General features: G+C 67.8%; 21 protein-coding genes. 6 read left to right on the forward strand and 15 right to left on the reverse strand.

The genetic code is table 11. The annotated features are described in order from the left end of the window. Positions 1–64: 64 nt before the first annotated feature. The gene (locus FPZ22_RS07215) at positions 65–1,444 is read right to left on the reverse strand and encodes a DNA recombination protein RmuC (protein WP_144891695.1); all 1,380 of its coding nucleotides are present in this window, start codon (positions 1,442–1,444) and stop codon (positions 65–67) included. A 53-nt stretch (positions 1,445–1,497) separates the two neighbouring features. Between FPZ22_RS07215 and FPZ22_RS07220 the strand changes: the two genes are divergently transcribed. Beyond that, on the forward strand, positions 1,498–1,851 hold the full coding sequence (locus FPZ22_RS07220; RefSeq protein WP_144891696.1) for a DUF488 domain-containing protein: 354 nt from the start codon (positions 1,498–1,500) through the stop codon (positions 1,849–1,851). Between the two features lie 517 nt (positions 1,852–2,368). Here the strand turns inward: FPZ22_RS07220 and FPZ22_RS07225 are convergent. Beyond that, positions 2,369–3,535: a class I SAM-dependent rRNA methyltransferase gene (locus FPZ22_RS07225; protein WP_144891698.1), complete on the reverse strand. Its 1,167-nt coding sequence runs from the start codon at positions 3,533–3,535 to the stop codon at positions 2,369–2,371. Positions 3,536–3,662: 127 nt separating this feature from the next. On the opposite strand from FPZ22_RS07225, the gene FPZ22_RS07230 reads away from it, so the two are divergent. The 3 genes from FPZ22_RS07230 (at position 3,663) to FPZ22_RS07240 (ending at position 7,448) form a co-directional block, all read left to right on the forward strand. After that, positions 3,663–4,445 (forward strand): rhomboid family intramembrane serine protease, encoded by a 783-nt coding sequence (locus FPZ22_RS07230; RefSeq protein WP_144891700.1) that lies wholly within the window; start codon positions 3,663–3,665, stop codon positions 4,443–4,445. Between the two features lie 79 nt (positions 4,446–4,524). Continuing rightward, positions 4,525–5,721: a serine hydrolase domain-containing protein gene (locus tag FPZ22_RS07235; protein WP_144891702.1), complete on the forward strand. Its 1,197-nt coding sequence runs from the start codon at positions 4,525–4,527 to the stop codon at positions 5,719–5,721. Positions 5,722–5,750: 29 nt separating this feature from the next. Continuing rightward, entirely contained in the window at positions 5,751–7,448 is a 1,698-nt protein-coding gene (locus tag FPZ22_RS07240) for a M28 family metallopeptidase (protein WP_144891704.1), read from the forward strand. Between the two features lie 59 nt (positions 7,449–7,507). On the opposite strand, the gene FPZ22_RS07245 is transcribed toward FPZ22_RS07240, so the two are convergent. From FPZ22_RS07245 to FPZ22_RS07260, 4 genes are all read right to left on the reverse strand, one after another. Next, positions 7,508–7,813 (reverse strand): hypothetical protein, encoded by a 306-nt coding sequence (locus FPZ22_RS07245; RefSeq protein ID WP_144891706.1) that lies wholly within the window; start codon positions 7,811–7,813, stop codon positions 7,508–7,510. Positions 7,814–7,932: 119 nt separating this feature from the next. Next, entirely contained in the window at positions 7,933–8,208 is a 276-nt protein-coding gene (locus tag FPZ22_RS07250) for a DUF4242 domain-containing protein (protein WP_144891708.1), read from the reverse strand. Further along, entirely contained in the window at positions 8,205–8,600 is a 396-nt protein-coding gene (locus FPZ22_RS07255) for a hypothetical protein (RefSeq protein WP_144891710.1), read from the reverse strand. Before FPZ22_RS07255 ends, FPZ22_RS07250 begins: the two co-directional genes overlap by 4 nt. Before the next feature lie 131 nt (positions 8,601–8,731). After that, positions 8,732–9,022 (reverse strand): helix-hairpin-helix domain-containing protein, encoded by a 291-nt coding sequence (locus FPZ22_RS07260; RefSeq protein WP_144891712.1) that lies wholly within the window; start codon positions 9,020–9,022, stop codon positions 8,732–8,734. A 261-nt stretch (positions 9,023–9,283) separates the two neighbouring features. Here FPZ22_RS07260 and istA point away from each other — a divergent pair, with 261 nt between their 5' ends. After that, positions 9,284–10,297: an IS21 family transposase gene (gene istA, locus FPZ22_RS07265; RefSeq protein WP_144891714.1), complete on the forward strand. Its 1,014-nt coding sequence runs from the start codon at positions 9,284–9,286 to the stop codon at positions 10,295–10,297. Continuing rightward, positions 10,294–11,070: an IS21-like element helper ATPase IstB gene (gene istB, locus FPZ22_RS07270; protein ID WP_144891716.1), complete on the forward strand. Its 777-nt coding sequence runs from the start codon at positions 10,294–10,296 to the stop codon at positions 11,068–11,070. The genes istA and istB overlap by 4 nt, the downstream gene beginning before the upstream one ends. 21 nt (positions 11,071–11,091) lie before the next feature. Here the strand turns inward: istB and FPZ22_RS07275 are convergent, their stop codons facing one another. The 9 genes from FPZ22_RS07275 to FPZ22_RS07315 all read right to left on the reverse strand — a co-directional run bounded on the left by FPZ22_RS07275 (position 11,092) and on the right by FPZ22_RS07315 (position 15,480). Continuing rightward, positions 11,092–11,412, reverse strand: a complete 321-nt coding sequence (locus tag FPZ22_RS07275; protein WP_144891718.1) for a hypothetical protein — start codon at positions 11,410–11,412, stop codon at positions 11,092–11,094. 42 nt (positions 11,413–11,454) lie between these two features. Continuing rightward, positions 11,455–11,799 (reverse strand): GFA family protein, encoded by a 345-nt coding sequence (locus FPZ22_RS07280; RefSeq protein WP_144891720.1) that lies wholly within the window; start codon positions 11,797–11,799, stop codon positions 11,455–11,457. A 109-nt stretch (positions 11,800–11,908) separates the two neighbouring features. Then, positions 11,909–12,250, reverse strand: coding sequence for a YciI family protein (locus FPZ22_RS07285; protein WP_144891721.1), 342 nt, complete (start codon positions 12,248–12,250; stop codon positions 11,909–11,911). 102 nt (positions 12,251–12,352) lie between these two features. Then, on the reverse strand, positions 12,353–12,586 hold the full coding sequence (locus FPZ22_RS07290; protein WP_144891723.1) for a hypothetical protein: 234 nt from the start codon (positions 12,584–12,586) through the stop codon (positions 12,353–12,355). Between the two features lie 576 nt (positions 12,587–13,162). Then, positions 13,163–13,714: a hypothetical protein gene (locus tag FPZ22_RS07295; RefSeq protein ID WP_144891725.1), complete on the reverse strand. Its 552-nt coding sequence runs from the start codon at positions 13,712–13,714 to the stop codon at positions 13,163–13,165. A 119-nt stretch (positions 13,715–13,833) separates the two neighbouring features. Then, complete coding sequence (locus tag FPZ22_RS07300) at positions 13,834–14,217, reverse strand: VOC family protein (RefSeq protein ID WP_144891727.1); 384 nt, start codon at positions 14,215–14,217, stop codon at positions 13,834–13,836. Between the two features lie 103 nt (positions 14,218–14,320). Next, positions 14,321–14,767 carry a hypothetical protein gene (locus FPZ22_RS07305; protein ID WP_144891729.1) on the reverse strand — a complete coding sequence of 149 codons (447 nt, stop codon included), beginning with the start codon at positions 14,765–14,767 and terminating at the stop codon, positions 14,321–14,323. A 43-nt stretch (positions 14,768–14,810) separates the two neighbouring features. Beyond that, positions 14,811–15,041, reverse strand: a complete 231-nt coding sequence (locus FPZ22_RS07310) for a hypothetical protein (protein ID WP_144891731.1) — start codon at positions 15,039–15,041, stop codon at positions 14,811–14,813. Between the two features lie 106 nt (positions 15,042–15,147). Continuing rightward, positions 15,148–15,480, reverse strand: a complete 333-nt coding sequence (locus tag FPZ22_RS07315; protein ID WP_144891733.1) for a nucleoside triphosphate pyrophosphohydrolase family protein — start codon at positions 15,478–15,480, stop codon at positions 15,148–15,150. Positions 15,481–15,587 lie beyond the last annotated feature (107 nt).

The following is a 15,587-nucleotide window of genomic DNA, read 5'->3' on the forward strand; positions in this document are numbered from 1 at the left end:
ACATCCATCGCGGCTATAGCCGCTCCTACAGCTGCTCCTGCAGCCGCTCCGCTGCGCGGGGCGGTCATCCGGCGGGATCGTCTCCGACCGCGTCCGCCACCACGTCGCCCAGGAGTTTCCGCGCCTCCTCGCCCGGCAGCGTCTCCACGCCGCGCAGCTGGCGCTCGATCGCGCGCGTGCGCACGCCGGCCTGCTTGATGCTGTTCTGCACCGTGTCCAGCTGCCCGTGCGCCTTCTCCAGCACGGTGGCGAACTTGCCGAACTCGGACTTCACCGCGCCGAGCAGATGCCACACCTCGCTCGAGCGCTTCTCGATCGCCAGCGTGCGGAAGCCCATCTGCAGGCTGTTGAGCAGGGCCAGCAGCGTGGTCGGCCCGACCACGGTCACGCGGAAGTCGCGCTGCAGCGCCTCGAACAGGCCCGGCCGGCGCAGCACTTCCGCGTACAGGCCCTCGGTGGGCAGGAACATCAGCGCGAAGTCGGTGGTGTGCGGCGGTGCCAGGTACTTGTCGCGGATGCGCTTGGCATCGGTCTTCACCTGGCGCTCGAGCGCATTGCCGGCGCTGGTGATGGCTTCGGTCTCCGCGCGCTCCTGGGCATCGAGCAGGCGCTCGTAGTCGTCGCGCGGGAACTTGGCGTCGATGGGCAGACGGATCGACCGTCCCGCCTCCGCGCCCGGCAGGCGGATCGCGAACTCGACGCGGTCGTTGCTGCCCGGCACGGTGATGCAGTTGGTCTCGTACTGCTCGATGGTCAGCACCTGGTCGAGCAGGATCGCGAGCTGCACTTCGCCGAAGATGCCGCGCGTCTTGACGTTGCCGAGCACCCGCTTGAGGTCGCCGACGCCGGTGGCCAGCTCCTGCATCTCGCCCAGCCCGCGCTGCACCTGCTCCAGGCGCTCGGAGACCAGCTTGAACGAAGCGCCCAGGCGCGCCTCGAGCGTTGTCTGCAGCTTCTCGTCGACGGTTTCGCGCATCTGCTCGAGCTTCTGCGCGTTGTCGGCCTGCAGGGCCTTGAGCTGCGATTCCAGCGTGATGCGCATCTCGGCGATGCGCTGCTCGTTGCGCTGGGTGAGCTCGGCCAGCCGCTGGCCCAGGGATTCCGCGAAACGCTGCTGGACCTCGGCGCCCTCGGTGCGCGCCTTGCGCGCATCCTCGCCCAGGGCTTCGCGCAGCACGTCCAGGCGCTGGTCGGTGCGGGCGCTGAACTCGGTCAGGCGCGCGGCGAAGCCGTCGATCCGCTGCCCCTGGGCCATCCCCAGGCTGTCGAGCTGCAGCCGCAGCTCGCCGCGGCCGTCACGCTGCTCGGTGCGCAGCACCTCCTCCAGGTCCCGCCGCATCTCCGCCAGGGCACGCTCCGGTCGTCGCAGCAGCAGTGCCACCAGCAATGCGATGGCCACCGCTACGGCGCCCAGCACCAGCATCAACAAGGTCTCTACATTCATGCGCGCAGTGTATCCGTGGCCGGTCGCACCCGCCGCGACCGCACTCCCACGACATGAAGATCCACGCCCGACGCGTCTACTCCGAACCCGCCACCGGCGAGGGCCATCGGGTGCTGGTCGACCGCCTCTGGCCGCGCGGCAAGTCCAAGGCCGAGCTGGACGGCATCCCCTGGGTGAAGTCCATCGCGCCCAGCGACGGACTGCGCGACTGGTTCGGCCATGACCCCGACAAGTGGCCGGAGTTCAAGCGGCGCTACTTCGCCGAGCTCGACGCCAACCCCGGGGGCGTGGCCGAGCTGCGCAAGGCCCTGGGGCGCGGAAGCAACGCCACCCTGCTCTACGCGGCGAAGGACGAGGAGCACAACAACGCCGTCGCGCTGGCCGAATACCTGGGCCGGCACTCCTGAATCCCGGCGGTTTCCAGACTCCGAGGTGATGGCGTGTCGTTGGCGCGTTGTCGCACTCCTGGCGCACGGTCGCGCCTTGAAGTCGCTTCGTTGGGGTCCGCGTTGCCCGTCCCGCGCACAGGGGGTGTGCTTCCCCGGCAGTCTCCGCGTCCTGCTCCCACTGCCGGCCGCCGGCCATCCATGGCCGGCTGTCCGCACACCCCCTGTGCGCGGGACGGGCTCCGGCGTTCTCCGGCTTCGGGAGGGAAGATCAAGAGCGGTCGCGGCTCGGGCCGCTCCTGGTCATGACGACGCGACCGTTTCGGCGTTGACCTTCTTCCCGGCCGTGACCAAAGGTCGTGCCCGCCGCGGATGCAGGGGGGATGTCCAGAGCCGGCCATGGATGGCCGGCGGCCGGATCTGGCAGCAGGACGCGGAGAATCCGGCTGGGCATCCCCCCCTGCGTCCGTGGCGGGCAGCCCGGACTCGAACGGAGGGGCGCGACTGCCGCTCCCGGGTCGGGCCTTGCGACCGTCGCCTACACGACGCGGCAGAACACCGCCTTGAGGTAGCGCGACTCCTGCGCGTTGGCCATGAAGGGATGGTCCGGCCCCGCGCCCGACACCTTCAGCACCTGCACGGTGCGGTTGGAGAAGAACGCCGCGCGCCGCAGCATGTCCAGGAACTGGTCCTCGCTCACCAGCCCGGTGCACGAGAAGGTCGCGAACAGCCCGCCCGGCTTGACCACCGACAGCGCCAGCTTGTTCATGTCCAGGTATTTCTTCAGCGCCGGGATCACCTGCTCGCGGTCGCGGGTCATCTTGGCCGGGTCCAGGATCACCACGTCGTAGAGTTCGCCGGCGTTCGACGCGTCGCGCAGCCACGGGAAGATGTCGGCCTGCACGAAGCGCGGGCGCACGTTGTTCAGGCGCGCATTGCCCTTGGCGATCTCGATCACGTCGCCGTCGATGTCCACGCCCACCACCTCGGCCGCGCCGCGCACCGCCGAATACACCGCGAAGCCGCCGGTGTTGCAGCACAGGTCGAGGACGCGCCTGCCGTCCACGTACCGGCTCAGCCATTCGCGGTTCTCGCGCTGGTCGGCGAAGAAGCCGGTCTTGTGCGCGCCCGCCGGATCGGCGCGGAAGCGGATGCCGTGCTCGGTGATGACCGCCGGCTCGGTGCCCGGCGTGCCGTGGAAATCGAAGCTCTCCTGCTTCTGCACGTGCTCGTCGGCGAAGGCATGGAAGCGGCAGCCGGGGAACTGCGCGCGCAGCGCCTCCATGATCCATTCCCGGTGGCGGAACATGCCGGCGCTGAAGTACTCCAGTACCAGCAGGTCGGCGTAGCGGTCGACCACGAGGCCGCTGAGGCCGTCGCCCTCGCTGTGCACAACGCGCCAGGCGTCGGACACCGCGTCCAGGCGCAGCACCTCGCGGCGCAGGGACACCGCCTCGGCGATCCTGCGCGCGAACCAGCCGGCATCGACCGCGACGCCGGGGTCCGTCTCCAGGATCCGCACGGCGATCCGCGAATGGCCGTTGTAGAAGCCGCGGCCGATCCATTCTCCGTCAACGCCGACCACGTCGACGATGCTGCCGGGCTTCGGCCGCGGATTGGGCTTCTCGACCAGCTTCTGGAAGATCCACGGATGGCTCGACCGCCAGGCATTGCGCAGGCGGACCACGGGCAGGGCGTCGTTCATGGCGACGATTCTACCGGCTGGCATCGCGGGGCCGCGTCCGCGAATGGGAGTGCGCGCGCGCTGCCCCTGGCCGCGCGTCCGGTCACCGGCCCTTGCGTCGCGGTCTTCCGCCGCCATCCTTGGGGGCATGCATCTGCCCGACCACGATCATCCGCCGGACTCCGTCGCCCAGCGCGCCGCGGACTGGCGGCACTTCCGTCGCGCCGTGGGCGCCTCGCTGGCCTTCGTCGCGGTGCTGGCGGTGGTCCATGCCGCGCAGGCCGGCTTCGACGCGCGCCTGTTCTCGGTGGCGCCCGGCAGCGCCGCCGGACTGCTCGGCCTGCTCACCGCGCCGCTGCTGCATGGCTCGCTGGAGCACCTGGTCGCCAACTCGGTGGCCGTGATCCTGCTCGGCACCCTGGCCGGCTGGGTCTATCCGCGCGCCAGCCTGCGCGGACTTCCTCTCATGTGGCTCGGCTCCGGCCTCGGCGCCTGGCTGCTCGGCGATCCCGGCTCGTACCACCTCGGCGCCAGCGGCGTGACCCATGGTCTGATGTTCCTGGTGATGACCCTGGCCGTGCTGCGCCGCGACCGCGCCGCCATCGCCGCCTCCATGATCGGCTTCATGTTCTACGGCGGCATGCTGCTCACCGTGCTGCCCCGCGAGCCCGGCGTGTCCTGGCAGTCGCACCTGGGCGGCGCCGTGGGCGGGATCGTCGCGGCCTGGGTGTTCCGTCGACTGGATCCGGTGGCACCGCGCAAGCGCTACAGCTGGGAACTGGAGGAGGAGCAGGCGGCCATCGCCGCCGCCCGCGCGCAGGCCGAGCGCGAACAGTTCGAATCCGGCGCGCCCGACGACGTACCGGTGCTCTGGCACCGGCCGGAGGAGGAGCGCGGCACGATCCTCGAGTTCCCGCGCCGCGACCGCTGAGCGCAGGGTGCCGACACCGCGGGGCGGAAGGACCGCGGCACGGCGCCGCGCAGCGCCCGGCCGCGCTAGACTCCGGCCCATGCGCGCCACCGCCACCCTCATCCTGCTGCTGACGGCCCTGCCCTGGGGCGGCGCCCTCGGAAGCGACGCCATGGCCGACATCGACGCCCGCCTGCAGCCCTATACCGGCGACGTTCCGGGCGCCGCCCTGCTGGTGCTGCGCGACGGCGAGCCGGTGGTGCGCCGCACCGTGGGCCTGGCCGACGTCGGCGCCGGGGTTCCGGTCACGCCCGCCACCAACTTCCGCCTGGCCTCGGTGAGCAAGCAGTTCACCGCCGCCGCCGTGCTGCTGCTGGCCGAGGACGGCCGCCTGCGCCTGGACGATCCCGTGCGCCGCTGGCTGCCCGCGCTGCCGGCCAGCGCCGACGGCGTGACCCTGCACCACCTGCTCAGCCACACCTCGGGCCTGCACGACTACGAGGACCTCATGGCCGCGGAGTTCCAGGGCCAGGTGCGCGACGCGGATGTGCTCTGCCTGCTCGCGAGCGGCCAGCCCTGCGCGCTTGGCGACGCCACCGTCCGCGACGGGAACGGGGAATCCGTCGCCTATGCGGCCGATGCGGCCGCGAAGCCCCCGGCATCCCGTGCCGCCACGGCCGCCGCGGACACGGGCGAGCCGTACTTCCCTCCCGGCTCCGCCTACCGCTACAGCAACAGCGCCTACGCCCTGCTGGCCCTGGTCGTGGAGCAGGCCTCCGGCCGGGCCTACCCGGAATTCCTGCGCGAGCGCATCTTCGAGCCGCTGGGCATGGACCACACCGTGGCCTTCGTGGACGGCGTCAACGCCCCCGCGAACCGCGCCTTCGGCCACAGCGCCCGCGGCGACGGCTGGGCCCGCACCGACCAGTCCACCACCAGCGCCGTGCTCGGCGACGGCGGCATCTATTCCTCCATCGACGACCTGGCGAAGTGGGACGCCGCGCTCTACGACGAGCGCCTGCTGTCCGACGCCTCGCGTGCGCTGGCGTTCTCGCCGCAGACGACCACGCCGACCGGCGAGGCCGACGTCGCTGCCTACGGCTACGGCTGGCGCCTGGACGGCGAAGGCCTGATGTGGCACTCCGGCGAGACCATCGGCTTCCGCAACGTCATCCTGCGCTGGCCCGCGCAGCGGCTGACCGTGCTCATGCTGAGCAACCGCAACGATCCCGAACCCTACGCCGCCGCGCGCGCCATCGGCGACGCCTTCCTGCGCGAGACCGCCGGCACGCGCTAGGCTGGCGCATCGCACCGACAGGCCCCGCCATGCTCCTTGCCGCCGCACGCCGCCTGACGCCGGCCGCGTTCGTCCTCGCCCTGCTGCTGGCCATGCCGGCCTGCAAGCGCGAGCCCGCGCCCGAAGCCGGCGCGCCCACCGCGGCCGTCCTGGAGCGCTCGCAGGACCCCGCCGCCCACCGCATCGAGGACGACGTCCGCGCCCTGGCCGACGACCGCATGCAGGGTCGCGAGACCGGCACCCCCGGCCACGAACTCGCCGCCGACCACGTCGCGCAGCGTTTCGCCGACGCCGGCCTGGTCCCCGGCGGCGAGGATGGCGGCTGGTTCCAGCGCGTGCCGCTGCTGCGCGCCACCCTGGACGCGGACGCGCGCCTGCAGATCCACCTCGATGGCCGGGTGCGCGCGCTGGAATTCCAGCGGGACTTCCTGCCGCTGGCCAACTTCGACCTGCCCGAGGCCTCGGTGGGGGAGGCCCCGGCGGTGTTCGTCGGCCAGGCCATCCATGCGCCCGGCCTGGGCCACGACGACTTCGCCGGCCTGGACCTGCGCGGCAAGGTCGCGGTGATGTTCGGCGGCGCGCCGGAGCGCTTCGACGCCACCCGCCGCGCCTTCCATGGCTCGACCCGCGAGAAGCTGCAGAACGTCGCGGCGCGAGGCGCGGTCGGCGCGGTCTTCGCCGGCACGGCCGCCGACGAGGTGCGCGCACCCTGGGCCCGCAGCGCCGCCGACTGGCAGCGGCCGTCCATGCGCCTGCGCGACGCCGACGGCCGCGCGATCGACGGCTGGGCCGGCCTGGAAGTGGTGGCACGCGTGAGCGCCGCCGCGGCCGACGCGCTCTTCGCCGGCGGCGACCGCAGCGCCGCGCAGCTCGCCGACGCCGCCCGCGCCGGCACGGCCGGCGGCTTCGACCTGCCCGTGCGCCTGTCGCTGGCGGCCCGCACCCGCGTCGAGCCGCTGGACTCGCGCAACGTGGTCGGCCTGCTCCGCGGCAGCGACCCGGTGCTGGCCGACGAGTACGTCGTCCACACCGCCCACCTCGACCACATCGGCATCGGCGCCGGAGTCGACGGCGACACCATCCACAACGGCGCCCTCGACAACGCGCTCGGCGTCGCGATCATGACCGAGGCCGCGCGCGGCCTTGCCGCCGCCGACGCGGCGCCGCGGCGTTCGCAGCTGTTCGTCGCCCTCACCGCCGAAGAGCAGGGCCTGCTCGGATCGCAGTGGTTCGCCACCCGGCCCACGATTCCCCGTGGCGCCCTGGTGGCGAACATCAACATCGACATGCCGGTGCTCACCGCGCCCAGCCGCGACGTGGTGGCGATCGGTGCCGAACATTCCTCGCTCGCGGCGGTGGTGGCCGCCGCCGCCAGCGACATCGGCGTGCGCGTGTCGCCTGACCCCTTTCCCGAGGAAGCCGTGTTCGTGCGCAGCGACCAGTTCTCGTTCGTGCGCCAGGGCGTTCCCGCGGTCTACCTCGACGCTGGCATCGAGCCGGTCGACCCGGACCGCGACCCGAAGGTCTCCGCCACCTGGTTCATGCGCAACTGCTACCACCGCCCCTGCGACCAGGCCGACCTGCCGATCCACTACGACGACGCCGCCCGCCTGGCGCGCCTGTCGGCGCGCATCGCCGGCCTCATCGGCGACGCCGACGCACGGCCGGCGTGGAACGAGGGGGACTTCTTCGGCGAACGCTTCAGCGGCGCTGCAGGGGTACGCTGAGGCCGGGAAGCCACCTCAGCGCATTGCGCAAAGCCCCGGCTCGAAGCCCCGGCGGATGATCATGCGTCGTTCGGGCGGCGCCGCCGCGACCGCGCCCTCGCCAGTACGGCGTCCGCGCCAAGGTAGGGCAACAGTCCCAGGATGACGACGAGAGCCGCGTCCACAGCGCCGGGGAGCCCGGGAGCGTAGCGGGCAAGCAGATTCGAGACGGCGTGGGGCCCGATTCCCGCGACTTTCCACAACGCCACGAGCGTCCTGAGCCGCAGCGACCCGGAGGGAAGATCCACCACGAGGAGCAGCAGGAAAAGGAACAGGGAGCCGACCCCGAGGAGCAGGAACGGATGGGTGCGCAGCCACTGGCGCATGAGGCGACTCCGGATGCATGCGGTGGGGCGGACCGAAGAATGGTACCGCTCCGCGGCGCCCGCCATGACGTGCGCGGATCGCGACATGCGCACCCGGGCCCGATGCGCGCCCTCGCGCGCTAGCCCTCGGCCGTACCGGGATCGATGACCGCGGTGATGGGGGTGATCCTGTCGGCCGGGAATCCGGCCTTCTCGGCGTGCTCCCGGATCAGCTGCTCATTCGATGCGTCGTAGATGCAGTAGATCTTGTCACCTGCCACGTAGCTCTGGACCCAGGTGATCCCCGGACCCATCTCCGCAAGCACTTCGTTCGAACGCCTGGACGCGTCCCGAAGCGCTTCCCGGGACATGTTTCCGGCACCGGCCATTTCCCGCTCGATCAGGTACTGGGTCATCGCTTTTCTCCTGTCGCCGGATTGGCGCGGCTCGCCTTGAGTGGATTGTCTGACGCCACGTCGACTTCGATGCAACGGAGCTCATACCGTTTCCCACCCTTGACGGGGAGAGATTCAACGGAGGACCCGCGTGCATCGACAAAGCGTCCGTGCAGATCAAGCGCGGGAAGCAGGCCTCCGGCGTGGCTGGCCGGCTCGTTCGCGTCACACCAGTCGAGAGTGTCGTTGATGCATTGCCTGTAACCGGCATCTCCCAGATCCTTGCCGGGATGCTCCCGGTTGCAGGTCTGCGTCGCGCGGTTGTAGCAGTCATCCGACCCTGCATCGGGTTGTTTCGGTGCGGCTGACGCGATTGCCGGAACGAGCAGGAGGGGCAGAACGATCTGCATCATTCGACTATTCGACATGGCTGGTTCCTCCTTGCGGGACAGGGCCCCTGGAGGAACGCCGGATCCGGCGGGAACAGGCCATGCGCCTGACGGAGGCTCGTACGGGGGCAGGGCCGCGAGGAAGGGATCCCTACCTACAACCGTCCATAGCGCTGCTTCCGCTTTTCCGTGAAGTGCCACCAGGGTTCGGGTGGTCCACCGGCCAGGAAGGACGTGACGGACATGAAGACATCCAGGACACACGGGTCCTGCCGCGTCCCTGTCGCGATGCAGAGCGACTGATAGAGATCCAGTGGATCCGCGCCGACCAGCTGGCCCGGTTCACTGTAGCCCAGCACTTCGAAGTCCCTGGCCGCGGCGGGCCCGACATTCGGCAGGTCGGTGAAGCGCTTGACCTCTTCTCTCACGACTCTGGATGGATTCATGGCCGCCAGCGCCCGGGGTCAGGTCGACTCTCGCCGGCGCCACCGGTCCCCCGGTGCCTTGAAGTAATGCCGGAAGACATGGTTCCACGGAATCACGATGGGTACCAGCACCACGCCCATGAGAGTCGCGAACAGTGTTTCGGACGCGTACTCGTCCAGCCCGGGGCCCAACTGTCACCGCCGACGTAAAACTGACCCACCCGCGCCGATGTAAATCTGACCCACCCGGGCGAGGATGGCGGTCTTTTGGAGGCCGCCTGGATGTTAGCCCAGGAGGAAGCAGTGGAAGTCAGAGTGATGGCCCGTCAGGGCAAGGGGATCCGGGAGATCGCACGCGATCTAGGGGTGTCTCGGAACACGGTTCGGCGGTACCTGCGAGGCGCCCAGGCGCAGTACACGCCACGGCCCAAGCGGCCGACCAAGTTGGCGCCGTATGAGGACTACGTCCGGGCACGATTGGCCGCGGCCCAGCCGGATGTGATCCCGGCGACGGTGCTGATGCGCGAGTTGGCCGAGCAGGGCTACACCGGCGGCATCAGCCAGCTCAAGGCGTTCATGGCGCCGCTGCGTCGTGCAGCAGCCGACCCGGTGGTGCGCTTTGAGACGGCGCCGGGCGAGCAGATGCAGGCGGACTTCACCACCGTGCGGCGCGGTCGTGACCGACTGGTGGCCTTCGTGGCCACGCTCGGCTACAGCCGCACGACCTACGTGCGCTTTGGCGAAGAAGAGAGTTTCCCGGCGTGGGAGGCCGGGCTGGTCGGCGCGTTCGACTACTTTGGCGGCGTGCCACAGCACGTCCTGTTCGACAACGCCAAGCCGGTGCTGCTGGATCGCGACGTGTACGGCCCTGGCCAGCATCGCTGGAACCCGCAGATGCTGGATCTGGCCGAGCAATGCGCCTTCACCCCTCGCGCGTGCCGGCCCTACCGTGCCCGCACCAAGGGCAAGGTGGAGCGCTTCAACGGCTACCTGAAGGGCAGCTTCGTGGTCCCGCTAACGGCCACTCTGCGCAGCGGCGGACTGGTGCTGGACGTGCACACAGCCAACCGGGAGGTGCGCCGCTGGCTGGATGACGTAGCCAACCGTCGGACCCACGGCACCACCCAGGCCCGTCCCTGCGACCTGCTGGTGCACGAGCACCAACACTTGCAGCCGCTGCCAGAGGCTGTGATGTCGAGGGTGCTGCCCCCACCGCCGACCGCCCGGGTGCTCCCGTTCCCGTCGATCCAGCACCCGCTGTCGGTCTACGGCGAGCTGATGGAGGCGATGGCATGAACCTGCAGCACGACACGGTGCAGGCGCTGTGCGAGCAACTGCGCTTGCCGGCGATCGCCGCCCAGTGGCCAGCCCTGGCCCAACATGCGGTCGCCAACGAGGCCAGTTATGGGGACTTCCTGGAGCAGGCGCTGCAGGCCGAGATGGCGGCCCGCACCGAGCGCACCCGCCAGACCCTGCAGAAGCTGGCCACTCTGCCCTCGGTCAAGACGCTGGAGGCGTTCGACTTCGGCTTCGCAGCCGGCGTCTCCAAGCCCCAGGTCATGGAGTTGGCCAGTCTGGCCTTCATCGAGCGGGCCGAAAACGTGGTGCTGCTGGGCCCGTCTGGCGTGGGCAAAACGCACTTGGCGATCGCGCTGGCCATGCGCGCCGTCCACGCCGGCATCAAGACCCGGTTCCTGTCAGCCGCCGACCTGATGCTGCAGCTGGCATCGGCCAACGGCCAAGGGCGGCTGCGCGAGTACTTCAACCGCGCCGTGCTGGGGCCACGGTTGCTGATCGTCGACGAGCTCGGCTACCTGCCGTTCGGCCGCGAGGAAGCCAGCCTGTTCTTCAACGTCGTCGCCAAGCGCTATGAGCGCGGCAGCATGATCCTGACCAGCAACCTGCCGTTCCCGCAGTGGGCCGGCGCTTTGGCCGACGACGCCACGCTGACCGCGGCCCTGCTGGACCGGCTGCTGCACCACGCCCACATCGTGCAGATCACCGGCGACAGCTACAGGCTGAAGGACAAGAGAAAGGCCGGAACCATCCGGCCGCAAAGCACCACTTGAGCGCCCGAGGTGGGTCAGATTTCAATCGGCGATAACGGGCCAAAGTGGGTCAGATTTCAGTCGGCGTTGACACAACCACATGGGTATGGCGGATGCCACGACCCAGATGAGCTTCCACAGCAACTCGAAGAGGAGCAGGGGAAGCATTCGCAGTGGATATCGCAGCCCCAGCAGACACATCACGGCCAGCGCTCCCAGGAGAGCGCGGATCACCGAGTTGGGCCCCGCCACCAGGCTTGCCGGGGCGATGATGTGCGGCCAGATCGTGACTGCCAGGCCCATCGCGACAAGCAGGTACATGGCTCGAAGCAGGTACAGCCTCAACGTGCTGACGTCGTTCATGTGGCGCCGCTCCCGGGATGGATGGATTGTCAGCTGTCCTTTCTAGAACTCACGACCGTTGACCGGCACCCGCGGGATGCGCTCCAGCTCGATGTCGTCCAGGCAGCGCACGTTCACCGCGGCCGTTTCCACTCCGTCCGGGCGCCGCCCGATGCTGAAGGGCTGGCTGCCGCAGTCCGAGCAGAACTGGTGCCTGATGACGTGCTTGTTGAACGTGTACGTGGTGAGCTTCTCCTGGCCAGCCACGACCACGAGGGCCGACTCCGGTACGAACCAGAGCAGCAGGCCCTTGCTGCTGCAGTGCGAACAATTGCACTCGATCGCCCTGTCGGGTTGGCCTTCGGCGGTGAATCTGACGGCGCCGCAGTGACAGCTTCCAGACTGCATGAGTGCTCCCAGGACCGCTGAGGTCCGGATCGATCCCGCCGCGTAGCGGCAGAAGCCGGAGAATGACACGTCTGGCGCCCGCTATGCACCATGCGTGCGTGCGCTTCTCTCAGGACTGCGGGTCGTACCCGAAGACTCGCAGCTCCTGGTCACAACGACAGGCCTTGGCGATACGTGCGGCCCATGCGACAGCCTCGCCTCGCGAGGTCAGCTCCAGCACGGTGAAGCCTCCGTTGAGCGGGGGCGCCCAGGGGTAGCCGCCCTGGGCAATCGCACCCGTCGCCGAAACCAGCACGGGAGGCACGCCCTCGTCGATTCCCCCGCCGAAGACGTAGACACCTGCGGCCTTCGCCTCCTCGATCACGACATGAGAGTCGCGGACCACCGCCTCCCATTCATCGTCAGGCACAACCATTGCGGCGCCGGGAAAGGAAATCAGGTACTTGGCCATAGTGCCGACTCCTCTTGGATCTGACGGCCGGGCTCTCTCGACCGGCATCGATCCATCGATGTGAGCCCGATCACCTCTACGGGCGCCGGCCTGAACGCATTGTCAGGCCGCTGCCGCCTGGCGCCCATGCCCTCTCGCGGAGCGCCAGCCCAGTAGACGAGCCGGCAGGAAGAGAATCGCCTGCAGGAGCGCAAACATCGCGCCGCAGGTGATGCCCACCAGGCGGAACGGCAGGGAAAGCAGCCAGGCAAGCGGCCAGAGTACGAGCGCCAACAAAGCGAGTGGCCAGCACAGAACAAAGAGGATGCACCAGGCAACCACACCCACGAAGGTCATTCCCAAACTCCTTGCCGCCATGTGACACGGCTCCGTTGGTTAGATTGACGCGCTGGATAATGCCTGGCAATGGGTTTGCGACGAAGCGCCCGATAGCCCGACGAAGCGGGATTACTGGCGCTAGGCCGCGCCCGAGCCTTGTGCGAGAACCAGAAGCGCGGCGCCAAATGCCACCCATGCGGCCGCCGTGGCAATTATTGCAGCAAGTGACAACCGGCGAGCCAATGTTGCGGAGCCGCTCCTCCGCCAGATAAAAGTAGCGGACCCTACGGCGGCCAGCGATGCCAGAATCACGACAGCAGCGGGCCAGGGCGATATGGCGACGTACGTGGGGCCGTCGCCGCCGAGCTGCGCGACGTGCCAGATAACCACTGCCAGACAGAGGATGGCGACAGAAAAAAGCAGAGCGCCTGCGGCCATGAGGAACCCTGACCAGCGGACTAGTGAGTTTGAACTGTGGATGACGTCCATAGCGGGATGACAGTCAAGCCGAGACTCGTAGTGGGGCGAAGCACATGACAGGCTGTACCCGCCATGTGGTTTTCGGAGCGAAGCGGCATCGGCTGGAATGAATTGTCAGTCGCTAGTCGCCGAATGCTCAAACTTGATCTTTGCACCGTTCATCAACCGCATAAAGGGCTCCGTAGGCGACAACTTCAAGTCTGCCCACAGAGTGACCTCAGTGGGGTTTGCTGGCACTTTTGAGAATGGCGCGCTGACGCTGAACTCAAAGCCTGTCGGGTCCTGTACGAGTACGTGGCGCTGCAGCAGTTGGAGCTGACGAGCGCCGTCAGAGCTCAGCGCCAGCAAGTACGTGGACACAGGGATGTCTGCCTTGAACACTCCGCCAGGGCGTGACTCCTTGGTCACGCCAAGAAGCGACAGCTTCATCGCGGCCGAGCGAACTCCGGACGGGGTTGTGAGAGACAAACCCAGATGGCTTTCGGGAACGTCGATCTCGAAGTCTGCCGGCACGGATATCTTGACCCGGACTTGTGTGGGGTCAATCTGTGCCAGGGCACGAGGTGACATCGACGACAGGTTCAGGACAGTGGCAAGCGGGATGGATGCGCAGCCGCCATTTAGAGCCATCATCATTGTCAGCACTACCATCGCAACAGCTCGCATGACTTCACCTGACAGCTAACATCTGAATCAGGGCGGCCCGCTCAGTGGTGCGGAACACATGGCAAGCTCTTTCTGCCATGCGGGCCGCGTAACGAAGCGGCTTCGGCCGGAACGCATTGTCAGGCCGCGGCCGGGACCCGCCAAGGCGGATTCTTGCGGTTCTGCCCGGCCCAGAAGAGGCAGAGAGTGTTGCCAGAGGGGTCCTGGAGCCTGGCCTCGCGCCAAAGCCCGCGCTCATCCGTCGGGAGCCTGGAGAAGACAAAGCCGCGCTTCTGCAGCTCCACCACCCGCGCATCCAGATCGGTGCACTCGAAGTACACCACAGCGCCATTCGACGCCGAAGGAGCGTCCGACAGATGGACCGAAAAGGTTGCTTCGCCCTCAGGGCACTCAAACCTCGCGTAGTGAGGCGAATGAACGATGAGCGTGAATCCCATGCCTTGGTAGAACGCGATGGCTGCGTCGGTATCCACGACGGGAAGTGTCACCTGGTTCAAGTTCACTGCGGTCCCTCCTGGCGGCCCAACGCTTGAGTCAAGCCGGCGTCTTCTGCCATGTGTTGATGGAACGAAGCAAATTCGGCTCGAGCGAACTCCTAGTCCTCAGCTAGAGCACTTGGATCTGTAATGCGTCGGTGACCCGCACATGCGTCTGGTAGTAGTACTTTCCGCTGGGCTTGCCGCCTACAACGAAGTCGATCCTCGTGCGACGTGCAGTCCCTGAGACGAGAATACGCTTGCCTTTAAGCGCTACCTCAGGGGGAGCGTGGAGAAGGGCCTCCAGCTCCTCAGCGGCACTTGGCATTACCGCAATGGAAAGGTTCCGCGGATCTCGATAATCCGCTTCGGAGTTGAGGTGGACCCTGTTTGTGCGGCCCGTTGCTTTTACGGTCATGGCGAACACACCGGTTAAGCCAGTCCTTGGGGCCGCAGCCGCTTGAAGCACCGCTTGACCAGGCTCGATCCAGGGCAACGTCGATGGCGCAGGAACGCTCGCACAGCCGGCAGCCCAAGCAAGGATGAGAATGAGGGTTGTTGCTTTCCAGAAGTTCATAGGAATCCTTTCGTGAGGATCAGCCGCCCGCCCCTGGACCGAGTTAAGCCGCGGACCGCTGCAACCTTTGCGCTGCCAGCTCAGTGCGTGTGGCCGCCAGTTCGGCTGCGATACGCCCCAACTCTGCGTTGGTCCTCTTTGACTCCTCGATGATCGCGGCAAGCTTGTCTTTCGTGCCAAAGATCGCAAAAGGAAGCAAGAACCACAGCAGTGCGAGTACAAAGAGAAACAGGATGATGATGAGGCCGAAGCCGCCCCCCAGTAGATCAGCCATCTCTAACTCCCCCTGAGTTGATGTTGCGGATCACAAACAGAACTGGCCCCTGTGAGGCCTAAGCCGCGCCGCGAAGAAGCGTCGGCTCGGACGAACTGTCAGGCGGCTACCGCCACCTCGCGAGCTCGCCTGACACATACTCGGAAATCTCGCTGGTGTTCTTGATGAACTCCGCCTCGAGATCGACGCCGCACTTGTTGGCCAGGACCATAATCGACCACAAGCAATCGGACAGTTCGTGGCCTATTTTCGCCTGATGATCTTCAATGGTTCGGACGCCGGCGTGCGCTTGGATCAGCTTTGCAAGATCGCCGACATCGCCCATGAAGCCAAGCGCCAACTCCTGCGTGGTCCAGACGCGACCCCACCGTTTGACCTCCAGCTCTTCGTAGAGACCATTGAGCTCAAGCGCTGCTTCTTCGAGATCGCTGAATTTCATTTCATGCTCCCAGCGGCTCCGAGATCACGCCCTGAATCCATTCGATGTAGTGGCTCAAGCGGACATTACAGGTCAGCTGGCCATAGAGCCCTGGCCGCGTGGCCCTG

The sequence above is a fragment of the Luteimonas granuli genome, assembly GCF_007795095.1.
In the GTDB taxonomy this organism is placed as follows: Bacteria; Pseudomonadota; Gammaproteobacteria; order Xanthomonadales; family Xanthomonadaceae; genus Luteimonas; species Luteimonas granuli.

Coding starts and splice junctions, on each gene's coding strand:
- FPZ22_RS07240 (WP_144891704.1), top strand. CDS start 5,751: ATGCTCCTTGCCGCCGCACGCCGCCTGACGCCGGCCGCGTTCGTCCTC.
- FPZ22_RS07220 (WP_144891696.1), top strand. CDS start 1,498: ATGAAGATCCACGCCCGACGCGTCTACTCCGAACCCGCCACCGGCGAG.
- FPZ22_RS07230 (WP_144891700.1), top strand. CDS start 3,663: ATGCATCTGCCCGACCACGATCATCCGCCGGACTCCGTCGCCCAGCGC.
- FPZ22_RS07285 (WP_144891721.1), bottom strand. CDS start 12,250: ATGGCCAAGTACCTGATTTCCTTTCCCGGCGCCGCAATGGTTGTGCCT.
- FPZ22_RS07275 (WP_144891718.1), bottom strand. CDS start 11,412: ATGAACGACGTCAGCACGTTGAGGCTGTACCTGCTTCGAGCCATGTAC.
- FPZ22_RS07215 (WP_144891695.1), bottom strand. CDS start 1,444: ATGAATGTAGAGACCTTGTTGATGCTGGTGCTGGGCGCCGTAGCGGTG.
- FPZ22_RS07280 (WP_144891720.1), bottom strand. CDS start 11,799: ATGCAGTCTGGAAGCTGTCACTGCGGCGCCGTCAGATTCACCGCCGAA.
- FPZ22_RS07245 (WP_144891706.1), bottom strand. CDS start 7,813: ATGCGCCAGTGGCTGCGCACCCATCCGTTCCTGCTCCTCGGGGTCGGC.
- FPZ22_RS07225 (WP_144891698.1), bottom strand. CDS start 3,535: ATGAACGACGCCCTGCCCGTGGTCCGCCTGCGCAATGCCTGGCGGTCG.
- FPZ22_RS07295 (WP_144891725.1), bottom strand. CDS start 13,714: ATGCGAGCTGTTGCGATGGTAGTGCTGACAATGATGATGGCTCTAAAT.
- istA (WP_144891714.1), top strand. CDS start 9,284: ATGTTAGCCCAGGAGGAAGCAGTGGAAGTCAGAGTGATGGCCCGTCAG.
- FPZ22_RS07315 (WP_144891733.1), bottom strand. CDS start 15,480: ATGAAATTCAGCGATCTCGAAGAAGCAGCGCTTGAGCTCAATGGTCTC.
- FPZ22_RS07260 (WP_144891712.1), bottom strand. CDS start 9,022: ATGAATCCATCCAGAGTCGTGAGAGAAGAGGTCAAGCGCTTCACCGAC.
- FPZ22_RS07305 (WP_144891729.1), bottom strand. CDS start 14,767: ATGAACTTCTGGAAAGCAACAACCCTCATTCTCATCCTTGCTTGGGCT.
- FPZ22_RS07250 (WP_144891708.1), bottom strand. CDS start 8,208: ATGACCCAGTACCTGATCGAGCGGGAAATGGCCGGTGCCGGAAACATG.
- istB (WP_144891716.1), top strand. CDS start 10,294: ATGAACCTGCAGCACGACACGGTGCAGGCGCTGTGCGAGCAACTGCGC.
- FPZ22_RS07310 (WP_144891731.1), bottom strand. CDS start 15,041: ATGGCTGATCTACTGGGGGGCGGCTTCGGCCTCATCATCATCCTGTTT.
- FPZ22_RS07290 (WP_144891723.1), bottom strand. CDS start 12,586: ATGACCTTCGTGGGTGTGGTTGCCTGGTGCATCCTCTTTGTTCTGTGC.
- FPZ22_RS07235 (WP_144891702.1), top strand. CDS start 4,525: ATGCGCGCCACCGCCACCCTCATCCTGCTGCTGACGGCCCTGCCCTGG.
- FPZ22_RS07255 (WP_144891710.1), bottom strand. CDS start 8,600: ATGATGCAGATCGTTCTGCCCCTCCTGCTCGTTCCGGCAATCGCGTCA.